Consider the following 11,457-nt stretch of genomic DNA (forward strand, 5'->3'; position numbering starts at 1 on the left):
TATATTATAATGATGGAAGTTTAAGAAGGATAGGGGGAAAATTATGTTTAGATTGCTTAAATATCTAAAAAAATATAAATGGCAAGCTTTCTTCGGACCGTTCTTTAAAATAGCTGAAGCAGCCTTGGAATTAGCTGTTCCATTAGTCATGGCAGATATTATTGATAACGGGATTCCAACGGGAGAGGCTTTAGTTGTATTACAAAAAGGGATGATGTTAGTGATTTTGTCTACTGTAGGATATGCCTGTTCACTAACATGTCAATATTTTGCTTCTGTCACCTCACAAGGAACAGGAACAGAAATTCGTAATGCTTTGTTTTCACATATTCAATCATTGTCTCATAAAGAAATAGATAGGATCGGAACGCCATCATTAATGACACGTATTACCAGTGATATTAATAATGTGGAACGTGCGATCGCTATGACAATTCGTATGGCTTCACGTGCCCCGTTCTTAGTTATTGGGGCTACGATCTTAGCTATTCGATTAAATTTTCAATTATCGGTTATCTTTATTATCGCTTCAATCTTTATTGCTTTAAGTATTTATTACATTATTACTAGGACAATGCCGGCATTTAAAAAGGTACAAAAAATGCTGGACCGGTTATCTTTGATTACCAGAGAAAATCTTGAAGGGGTACGTGTTATTCGTTCTGTATCCAGTCAAGACTATGAAAAAGCACGTTTCGAAGATGCAGCGGTAAAACAGCGAGACCTCGCTTTAAAAGCAGGTAAGCTCAATGCTTTATTGAATCCGATTACGATCTTGATTGTAAATATTGCGGTAATTCTTATTATTTATCAAGGGGGAATTAAGATTGATAATGGGATCATGAGTCAGGGAGAAATCATTGCTTTTATCAGCTATATGACAACGATCTTAAATGCTTTGATTGCTTTTTCAAATACGCTAGTCATTATTAATAAAGGAAATGCCAGTGCAAAACGTATCAATGAGGTTTTTGATATTCAAGCCAGCGTTGTAGAAAATCCAAGAGAGGGAATAAGGGCTGAAAGCGATTATCGCATTGAATTTGAAAATGTCGATTTTACTTATGACAGTTCAAAAGAGGCTTTCTTGCAGAATATAGATTTAAAAATCAAACCAAATCAAACCATTGGGATAATTGGTGTAACAGGTGCAGGGAAGTCAACCTTGATTCAAATGATTTCACGTTTCTATGATGTAACTAAGGGAAGTGTGAAAATCGATGGAATTGATGTAAAAGACTATGCCTTTGATGTATTAAGAAAAAAGGTCTCTGTCGTCCCTCAGCAAGTATCTCTATTTTCCGGTACGTTGAGAAAGAATATGCAATGGGGGAAAAATGATGCAACGGATGAAGAAATCTATCATGCTTTAGAAATTGCCCAAGCTAAGGACTTTGTTGATCAATTGCCACAAGGATTAGATACGATGATCTATCAAGGGGGAAAGAATTTATCTGGTGGACAACGTCAGCGTTTATCCATTGCTCGTGCCATGGTGGGCAGTCCGGAAATTTTAATCATGGATGACAGTGCTAGTGCATTGGATTTTGCGACAGATGCGGCTTTAAGAAAAGCAATTTATAAAAACATGAAAAATACGACTGTGATCATTGTTTCACAGCGTGTTAATACAGTAAGAAATGCAGATTTGATTGTAGTTTTAGACGAAGGTCAGATTGTGGGAAAAGGAACACACTTATCATTATTAAAAGATTGCGGGATTTATGAAGAAATCTGTAAGTCTCAGTTATCTAGTAAGGAGTTAGAAAATGCATATACAACCATTGAAACGACTGCTTAAATATGTAAAGCCATATCGAAAATATTTTGTCGGGGCACTTTTAGGTGCTATCGGCAGTGTGTTCTTTACTTTATTAACGCCAATCATTATTGGTCAGGCTGTCGATCAACTGATCGGAAAGGGCTTGGTAGATTTTGGGGCGCTGATTATCATATTGAGAAATTTAGCGATCGTGGTGGCGATGAGCGCAGTGCTGACCTATTTTATGCAGTTGTGTACAAATCAGCTTTCATATCGCACGGTGAAAGATCTTCGTGAAGAACTATTTAGTAAATTGGAAGTGATGCCGTTAAAGTATATTGATACGACGTCTCATGGAGAAATTATCAGTCGGATTATTGTGGATATCGATTTGATCAGTGACGGATTACTTCAAGGATTCTCTAATATGTTTACCGGAATCATGACGATTGTTGGGACACTGATCTTTATGATGTCGATTAATTTCAACATCGCAATGATCGTATTCTTTATGACCCCGATCTCACTAGTTGTTGCATCGTTAATTGCAAAGTTCTCATATAAGTTCCTGCGTGGACAATTGGCAGTGCGCGGAGAAATGGGAGGATTTGTTGAAGAATACATTGGTCAGTTAAAACTTGTGAAGGCATTTAGTTATGAATCTGTCAGTCAGCAAGAATTTGAAGAAATTAATGGCCGTTTACAAAAAATTGGAGTAAAAGCCCAAGTATTAAGTGCGATTACCGGACCCAGTACTCGCTTTGTTAATGGGCTTGTCTATGCGGCAGTTGGTATTTATGGGGCAATGAGTGTTGTTTATGGTCGTGTCAGCATCGGTCAGCTGTCAAGCTTTTTATCTTATGCTAATCAGTATACTAAACCATTTAACGATATCTCCAGTGTTATTACTGAACTGCAAAGTGCAGTAGCCGCCGCTCAGCGAATCTTTAGTATTCTTGATCAGCCGTCTCAGTCAGCAGATCATATACCGGCAGTGACATTGGATCATTGCGATGGAAAAGTGGATATTGATCACGTAGATTTTTCATATCAGCCAAGTCGTCCGCTGATTAGTGATTTGAATATCCATGTTCAGCCGGGACAACGTATTGCGATTGTTGGTCCGACCGGCTGCGGTAAAACGACGATTATTAATTTATTAATGCGTTTTTATGATATCAATAGCGGAAGTATTAAGATTGAAGATCAGGATATGATGCTTTTGTCACGGGATCATTTACGAGGATTGTATGGTATGGTGCTTCAAGATACTTGGGTATTTGGTGGAACGATCAAGGAAAATATTGCCTATGGTAAAAAAGATGCGACAGATGAAGAGATCATAGCGGCAGCAAAAAAAGCTTACGCTCACAGCTTTATTAAACGTTTGCCGCAAGGATATGACACGATTATCAGTGATGACGGCAACAGTATTTCCCAAGGACAAAAACAATTATTGTCAATTGCCAGAGTGATGTTGTTGAATCCCCCTATGCTAATATTAGATGAAGCGACCAGTTCGATTGATACCTTGACGGAAATTCGTGTTCAGCGTGCATTTGATGAAATGATGAAAGGCAAGACAAGCTTTATTGTGGCGCATCGTCTGTCCACTATCAAAAATGCCGATACCATTCTAGTTATGAACGCCGGAAAAATTATTGAGCAGGGGACACATAATGAACTTCTTAAAAAAGAAGGGTTTTATGCGAACTTGTATCAAAGTCAGTTTGCGAAAAATGAAGATTAACAGTTTTAGATCAAAATAAAAGGAAATCCATTGATAGGAATTTCCTTTTTTATTGTTTAATCTTAGATATAAAATCGTTAAAGCAATAATAGCTATTAATGATTTAAAAGTATATTAATTATCTTCATCGCCAAATTTTAAAACACTAGGATAATGATTTTTTCGATCTTCTACTGGAGGAAGCGTCATATAATCCCCAAAGTTTAACTTTAAATTTGGGTGTGGGTCATGCGCCATACTGATTGTTGTATCTTCAAAAGGCATCTCCTGAAGAGGGAAGATATCAGAAGTTTTAAAATATAGAATATTTGCCTCGTCACCAGAAAAATCTGTGACATAGTTATTTTCAATATGCTCATATTTTCTAACATTCTTAAGAAACTTTTTATAAAGCATTTTTTTTGAAATATGTAAAATTTTCATTATGTAGTGGATACATTTTACAATAATTGTGGCAAATACTTTAGCTATGTTGGGTAGATTATTTGGTAGTTTCACATCACTGTATTCTGACATAACACACATTCTTGCCCAAAACCAAGCCCAACGAATTTGATTTTTTCGTTTTTTAGGATCAGTCGCTAATACATCAAAAGGAAAAATATCCAGAAATATACCAGATGTATATGTTCTATTTGTATCAGTTGCTTCTATAAACACGGTTCCTTTTTTAGAAAGTTTTGCAAAGGTTAAGACATAGCCATCAGTATTTTCAATAGTCAACAAATCATATTTTTCTCCTAGTTCTTTTGGTGCAATTTTTAAAAAACGTTCATAATCTTCTCGCAACATGCAAACATCTATATCATCATCCCAAGGGATAAATCCTTGGTGACGTACTGCTCCAATTGCAGTTCCAGCAAAAGCAAAATAGGGAATATCATGTTTTGCACAAACTTCTTTAAAATCTTTTAATATTTCTAATATAATATTCTGCACCTTTTTTAAGGAAACGGGATCATATTCCTGCATTGTATAAGTTCCTCCATATTTTAAATTATACTCACTGATTATTCTAATAATATGAAGAATATAAGTCAATATAATTATTAGTAATATATATTAGTAAAAAACCTAATATTACAATTAGGCTTTTAAAAATTAACGATGATAAAGTTTCTTTGTTTGATATTTATCTTCGCAAGTTAAGTTCATATTTAATTTACGGAATGTTGTCATATCTACTTGTGATAGAATAACGGTGCTGTGTGCTTCACAATTCTTTAATTTATCTAGCTGCTGTAAAGCTAAATGAGACAAGGGATTAGTCGTTGCACTGATTGCCAAAGCGATAAGAATTTCGTCAGTATGTAAACGTGGATTATTATTCCCTAATGAATTAATTTTTAAACGCTGGATTGGTTCAATAATACTTGGTGAAATTAAAGGAATTTCATCATTGATATTTCCTAATTTTTTCAATGCGTTTAATAAGGCTGAAGAACTTGCACCTAACAAAGAAGACGTTTTACCTGTTACAATGGTTCCATCTGGCAATTCAATAGCGACTGCCGGTCCATCTGTTAATTCTGCTTTCTTTAATGCAGGAGAAACACAACGGCGCATATCGGTTGAAATATTGGTTGTGGACATAATGATTTCAATTTTACGAATTGCTTCTTCATCGGCATGCCCCTTTTTAAACTCTACTTTTGTATTATAATAACGACGAATGATTTCCTGATTGCTTGCAGCACAAGCGGCTTCATCATCACAAATGCAATATCCTACCATGTTAACCCCCATATCTGTCGGTGATTTGTAAGGACTCTCACCTAAAATCTTTTGAAACATAGCATTTAATACAGGAAAAATTTCAACGTCACGATTATAGTTGACAGTTGTTTCTCCGTAAGCTTCCAAATGGAATGGGTCAATCATGTTGACATCATTTAAGTCTGCTGTTGCTGCTTCGTAAGCTAAGTTAACAGGATGCTTTAATGGCAGATTCCAAATCGGGAAAGTTTCAAATTTTGCATAACCTGCTTCAATGCCACGTTTATGATCGTGATATAACTGTGACAGACAAGTAGCCATTTTTCCTGAACCGGGACCCGGTGCAGTTACGACAACCAATGGTTTTTCTGTTTCAATGTAATCATTTTTACCATAACCTTCATCAGAAACGATGAGTTCCACATTGTTTGGATAACCAACAATAGGGTAATGCAAAAAGACCTTAATGCCTAAGTGTTCCAAATGACTTTTAAAGGTATCTGCAGAGGGCTGATTAGAATACTGAGTAATCACCACACTACCGACATAGAGTCCGATATCTCTGAAAGCATCGATTAAACGCAGCACTTCAACATCATAGGTAATTCCCATATCACTGCGAATTTTATTTTTTTCAATATCACCGGCACATACGGCGATCACAACTTCTACTTTATCTTTCATTTCTAACAGCATCTTTAATTTGCTGTCCGGGGCAAAGCCTGGCAGTACACGAGCCGCATGATGGTCATCAAATAATTTACCGCCAAACTCTAAATATAGTTTATTTCCGAATTGTCCAATTCGTTCCAATATGTGTTTTGATTGCAGTTTCACATATTTATCATTATCAAAAGCAATTTTCTTCATTTCTTCACACTCCTTTTTTCAACATCATTCCTTATTATAGCAAAGTTCGACTCAATTTACTAAACATATTTTATACTTTTAAACAAATCATAAAGAAAAAGGAGCAAGCCTTGCTTTGCTCCCGATAAATTATAAGAGGGAAAGAATAATAGAGGGTAAAATCAGGATAATTCCCACAATAATATCACTGTAAAAAGCAATGACCTCACTCTTTGATGAAGGTATCGAAGTCGTTTGTTCAATATGATCATTACCAATTTTATTGACCATCTGATTAGCTTGACGACTAAAACTGAAACGATTAATCTGCATGCCATCCAAGTTCAAATAACTAAACCAAGCGATGGCGAAAAAGAGAATGCCACAGATAAATACGGGATACGTTAAAATATAAGTTAAAGATGAATGCTGTATCAAATACCAGACCAGACAAAGAATAAAAACAAAACCAAGGCGCAGTACAATCTTCTGAAATAATAGTTTTTTCATTATATATCCCTCCTTTAAGTCTATTTTATAATAGATTGCAACCTTTTTAAAGAACTTGCTGAAATAGATAATCAAAATAGCGAAAATTGTGAGATAATGTAAAAAAAGAAGCTTTTTTGTATCTTATAATTTTGATTTGTGCTATAATCGATTAGTCAATAAAGGTTGACTAATAGGAGGGAGTATATTGGATTATTCTACTTTAAAAAATGATCTGTTTCATATTCTTGTGCTTAATCAAAAAAGTTTAAAACCTTATGAAAATAAATCTATTTCAAAATTAACGATGCTTCAATTTCGTACGTTATGCGTATTAAATATAGAAGGGGATCTTAGCCTAAATGAATTGGCAAAGATTCAAAATATTACAAAACAACAACAATCTCTTATCATAAAAAGTTTAGTTAGTGTTGGTTATGTAAGTCGAATGATCGATGAAGCAGACCGACGTGTCATTCGTTTTAATATTACCGATGATGGAAAACAATTACTTGATGATCAATTATCTGGAATGGTGAATAAGATCGTCGAGAGATTTAAAAGCTTAGATGAAGATAAGCAGAAGGAGTTATATGCTGCTATTCATTCTATTTGTATGATCTTAAAAGAGATTGCTTAGGGGGTATTTATGAATTTCTTGGGAATCGATATTGGATCTACAACAATTAAGTTGTATTTAACCAATGAATCAGATGAATGTCTATATCGTACTTATCAGCGTCATTATTCAGATGTACAAGCCAATCTGAAAAGAATGATCAAGGAAATGATGGACGAATTAGGTGACATGCCAATCCAAGCAGCCATGACAGGATCAGGGGGATTAGCATTATCACAGGCTTTAAATATTGACTTCGTACAAGAAGTGATCGCTTGTACATCAACAGTCGAAAAATATATTCCGGAAACGGATGTGGTGATTGAATTAGGTGGTGAAGATGCCAAGATCACATATTTTGAAGGAACTTTGGAACAGCGTATGAATGGAAGCTGTGCAGGGGGAACAGGTGCCTTTATAGATCAAATGGCAAGTTTACTGCAAACCGATGCCGCAGGATTGAATGAACTGGCAAAACATCATGAAACCATTTATCCGATTGCCTCACGCTGTGGAGTATTTGCGAAAACAGATGTTCAGCCTCTTATCAATGAAGGGGCTGCAAAAGAAGATATTGCCGCATCTATCTTTCAGGCAGTGGTTAATCAAACTATCAGTGGATTGGCATGTGGAAAACCAATTCGCGGGATGGTAGCATTTTTAGGAGGCCCTTTGTATTTCTTATCAAGTTTAAGAGAACGTTTTATTGAAACATTGGGGCTAACCGACGAACATGTAATCTTTCCAAGTGACCCGCAATTATTTGTAGCTATGGGGGCATGCATTCATGCTCGTGAATCAAAATCCAATTTAATGCTCTCACAAATGTATGAACGTTTAAATACCATGAAACATCTTGAAATAGACCAAAATGATATATTACCGGTTCTATTTAAAGATGAAGATGAACTGACTGCATTCAGAAATGCGCATAATCAAAATCAGGTTGAACAGCGTTCTTTGGAGACTTACAGCGGAGATGCTTATTTAGGTATAGATGTGGGATCAACCACTTCAAAAATTGTCTTGATCAGTGATCAGGCAGAACTTTTATATACTTATTATGGAAGCAATAATGGCAGTCCTTTGGAACTGGTTAGAAAAATTATGATGGATATCTATGATCGTCTGCCTTCTGATGTAACGATTAGAAAAGCAGGGGTCACCGGGTATGGAGAATCTTTGATCAAAGCTGCTTTAAAAGTAGATTTGGGAGAAGTAGAAACAATCGCTCACTTTAAAGCTGCTCAGTATTTTATGCCCAATGTGGACTTTATTATTGACATCGGCGGTCAAGATATGAAAGCAATTAAGATCAAAGACGGTGCTATCGAAGAAATACTGTTAAATGAAGCTTGTTCATCAGGGTGCGGATCTTTTATTGAAACCTTTGCCAGTTCCTTAAAAATGTATGTTGAAGATTTCGCAAAAGAGGCTTTGCTGGCAAAACATCCGATTGATTTAGGAAGCCGCTGTACTGTATTTATGAATTCAAAAGTAAAGCAGGCACAAAAAGAAGGGGCCAGTATTGCAGATATTTCAGCTGGATTATCTTATTCAGTCATTAAAAATGCTTTATATAAGGTCATAAAATTAAGAAGTCCGGAAAATATGGGCAAGAATGTTATTGTTCAAGGAGGAACTTTCTATAATGAAGCTATTTTAAGAGCTTTTGAAAAAGAAACCGGAGTTATTCCTTTTCGGCCTACGATTTCAGGGTTAATGGGTGCTTTTGGAATTGCTTTGATGGCAAGAGATACCTGTCAGGATCAACGTGTAACGTCATTGCTTTCACCAAGAGAACTGGAACATCTTGCTTATGCGAAAACATTCAGACACTGCAGTAAGTGTACCAATAATTGTGCATTAACGATTACTACATTTAATGATGGACGTGAATTTGTTTCGGGAAATCGTTGTGAACGTGGCGCTAATTTGCCATTGAAAGTTCACGATATGCCAAATGGATTCGATTATAAATATCGTCGTGTTTTCGACTATCAGCCATTACTGCCAAGTGTAGCACCAAGAGGAACGATTGGTATTCCAAGAGTTTTAAATATGTATGATAATTATCCTTTCTGGCATACGTTTTTTACCTCTTTAGGATTCAGAGTGGTATTATCTCCACGTTCCTCAAAGAAAATCTATGAAATGGGGATGGAGACAATCCCTTCAGAATCGGTTTGTTATCCGGCAAAACTGGTTCATGGACATATCGAAAGTCTAATCAAACGTGGTGTCAATGCGATCTTTTATCCCAGTGTGATCTATGAAAGAAAAGAAGATCCTAACAGTAATAATCATTATAACTGTCCTATCGTTCAGTCTTATCCGGAAGTAGTAAAAAATAATGTAGAAGCCATTAAACAAGTAAAATATATTCAACCTTTTATAACGTTAAATAATAAGCAAAAAGTCTTTGATACAATGAAAGAAGCTTTAAAAGAATATCATATATCAGAAGATTACTTACATAAAGCCATTGAGCTTGCCTATAGCGAATTAGATCACTATAAGGATGATATTTATAAAGAAGGTCAGCTTATCTTAGATTATATGGAGAAGCATCATTGTCAGGGAATTGTCTTAGCCGGGCGTCCTTATCATATCGATCCTGAAATTAACCATGGCTTAGCAGATTTAATTACTGCCGAAGGATTAGCGGTGTTAACAGAAGAAATGGTATCTAGTCAGCATGCTGTTGAGAGACCATTAAGAGTGGTAGATCAATGGATGTATCACACACGTTTGTACAATGCGGCAGCATTTGTCACAACGCATAAAGATTTGGAACTGATTCAGTTAACTTCATTTGGCTGTGGCTTAGATGCAGTGACAGCGGATCAAGTACAAGAAATCCTAAAAGCTAAAAATAAAATATATACATTGATTAAGATTGATGAGGGAAGCAATTTAGGGGCCATCCGCATCCGTATTCGTTCTTTAAAAGCAACGATGGACGAACGTCGTCAGCAGCCGATTGACAAACCGGCAACAAGCTATGTGACAAAACCGGTATCATTTACTAAAGAAATGAAAGATAACTATACCATTCTTTGTCCGCAGATGTCTCCTATTCATTTTCAATTTATTGAACCGGCAGCAAGAAATGCAGGCTATAATTTGGTTGTTCTTCCGGAGGAAGGAAAGAAAGATATTGAAGAAGGTCTGCGTTATGTTAATAATGATGCCTGTTATCCAAGTATTTTAACGATTGGACAGATGATGAACGCCTTAAAGAGCGGACGCTATGATCCAAATAAAACAGCTTTAATTATGACACAAACAGGTGGCGGATGTCGTGCAACCAATTATATTGCCTTTATCCGTAAAGCATTAAAAGATGCCGGAATGTCCCAAGTGCCTGTCATTTCTTTAAATGTCAGTGGATTGGAAAGCAACCCGGGATTCAAGATTACTTATAAATTGGCTAAAGGAATAGCATTTGCCGCCGTTTACGGCGATTTATTGATGCGTGTGCTTTATCGTGTCAGACCTTATGAAGAGGAAAAAGGGTCAGCCAATGCCTTATATCAAAAATGGGTAACCAAAATAAAACAGAATATCGATGACCTCAGTTATCGTACATTCAAGAAAAATATCTACGCGATTGTCAAAGATTTTGATGAGTTGCCGTTATTGGATATAAAGAAACCTAGAGTAGGTTTAGTAGGAGAAATTTTAGTGAAGTTCTCTGAGGAAGCAAATAATCATATTGTGGATATTGTAGAAAACGAAGGAGCAGAAGCGGTCATGCCAGATTTGATAGACTTCTTCATGTATTGTTTCTATAGTAATAACTTTAATCATCAATATTTAGAAACCGATAAGAAATCAAAACGTAATTCAAATTTGGGAATAAAAGCCATTGAATTTATACGTAAAGATATGCGCAAGGCTTTAAGAGCTTCAAAACGTTTTGATGAACCGGGACATATCGATGATTTAGCCGCAAAAGCAAATAAAGTGGTTTCAGTCGGTAACCAGACCGGTGAAGGGTGGTTCCTGACGGCAGAAATGATTGAACTAATCGAAACCGGTGCACCGAATATTGTTTGTATGCAGCCGTTTGGATGTTTGCCTAACCATGTCACAGGCAAGGGCGTAATAAAAGCATTAAGAGCGACGTATCCAAACAGCAATATCGTAGCGATTGATTATGACCCCGGCGTTTCAGAGGTCAATCAGTTAAACCGTATTAAACTGATGCTGTCAACAGCGTTTAAATCACTGAAAAAGGAGGATTGATTCCTCCTTTTTTAATACCCT

Annotated in this window: 7 protein-coding genes; 4 read left to right on the plus strand and 3 right to left on the minus strand. The window is 36.1% G+C overall.

The window, feature by feature from the left end:
- Window positions 1–43: 43 nt before the first annotated feature.
- Both BN1225_RS13715 and BN1225_RS13720 read left to right on the plus strand, forming a co-directional pair.
- On the plus strand, window positions 44–1,801 hold the full coding sequence (locus BN1225_RS13715) for an ABC transporter ATP-binding protein (RefSeq protein WP_041140336.1): 1,758 nt from the start codon (window positions 44–46) through the stop codon (window positions 1,799–1,801).
- The gene (locus BN1225_RS13720) at window positions 1,770–3,512 is read left to right on the plus strand and encodes an ABC transporter ATP-binding protein (RefSeq protein WP_041140337.1); all 1,743 of its coding nucleotides are present in this window, start codon (window positions 1,770–1,772) and stop codon (window positions 3,510–3,512) included. The genes BN1225_RS13715 and BN1225_RS13720 overlap by 32 nt, the downstream gene beginning before the upstream one ends.
- Before the next feature lie 114 nt (window positions 3,513–3,626).
- On the opposite strand, the gene BN1225_RS13725 is transcribed toward BN1225_RS13720, so the two are convergent.
- The 3 genes from BN1225_RS13725 to BN1225_RS13735 all read right to left on the minus strand — a co-directional run bounded on the left by BN1225_RS13725 (window position 3,627) and on the right by BN1225_RS13735 (window position 6,587).
- Entirely contained in the window at window positions 3,627–4,484 is an 858-nt protein-coding gene (locus BN1225_RS13725; RefSeq protein ID WP_041140338.1) for a LicD family protein, read from the minus strand.
- Between the two features lie 129 nt (window positions 4,485–4,613).
- Entirely contained in the window at window positions 4,614–6,098 is a 1,485-nt protein-coding gene (locus BN1225_RS13730; protein ID WP_041140339.1) for a DUF1846 domain-containing protein, read from the minus strand.
- Window positions 6,099–6,227: 129 nt separating this feature from the next.
- On the minus strand, window positions 6,228–6,587 hold the full coding sequence (locus BN1225_RS13735) for a hypothetical protein (RefSeq protein ID WP_041140340.1): 360 nt from the start codon (window positions 6,585–6,587) through the stop codon (window positions 6,228–6,230).
- Between the two features lie 187 nt (window positions 6,588–6,774).
- Here BN1225_RS13735 and BN1225_RS13740 point away from each other — a divergent pair, with 187 nt between their 5' ends.
- A complete protein-coding gene (locus BN1225_RS13740) occupies window positions 6,775–7,206 on the plus strand; it encodes a MarR family winged helix-turn-helix transcriptional regulator (protein ID WP_041140341.1) in 432 nt (143 codons plus the stop codon).
- 9 nt (window positions 7,207–7,215) lie between these two features.
- Complete coding sequence (locus tag BN1225_RS13745) at window positions 7,216–11,436, plus strand: 2-hydroxyacyl-CoA dehydratase (RefSeq protein WP_041140342.1); 4,221 nt, start codon at window positions 7,216–7,218, stop codon at window positions 11,434–11,436.
- The last annotated feature ends 21 nt before the right edge of the window (window positions 11,437–11,457 follow it).

The organism is Beduini massiliensis (genome assembly GCF_000829905.1).
In the GTDB taxonomy this organism is placed as follows: domain Bacteria; phylum Bacillota_I; class Bacilli_A; order Erysipelotrichales; family Coprobacillaceae; genus Beduini; species Beduini massiliensis.

Excerpts from the sequence above, each read along its gene's own strand:
- BN1225_RS13715 (WP_041140336.1), top strand. The coding sequence starts at position 44 with ATGTTTAGATTGCTTAAATATCTAAAAAAATATAAATGGCAAGCTTTC.
- BN1225_RS13720 (WP_041140337.1), top strand. The coding sequence starts at position 1,770 with ATGCATATACAACCATTGAAACGACTGCTTAAATATGTAAAGCCATAT.
- BN1225_RS13725 (WP_041140338.1), bottom strand. The coding sequence starts at position 4,484 with ATGCAGGAATATGATCCCGTTTCCTTAAAAAAGGTGCAGAATATTATA.
- BN1225_RS13730 (WP_041140339.1), bottom strand. The coding sequence starts at position 6,098 with ATGAAGAAAATTGCTTTTGATAATGATAAATATGTGAAACTGCAATCA.
- BN1225_RS13735 (WP_041140340.1), bottom strand. The coding sequence starts at position 6,587 with ATGAAAAAACTATTATTTCAGAAGATTGTACTGCGCCTTGGTTTTGTT.
- BN1225_RS13745 (WP_041140342.1), top strand. The coding sequence starts at position 7,216 with ATGAATTTCTTGGGAATCGATATTGGATCTACAACAATTAAGTTGTAT.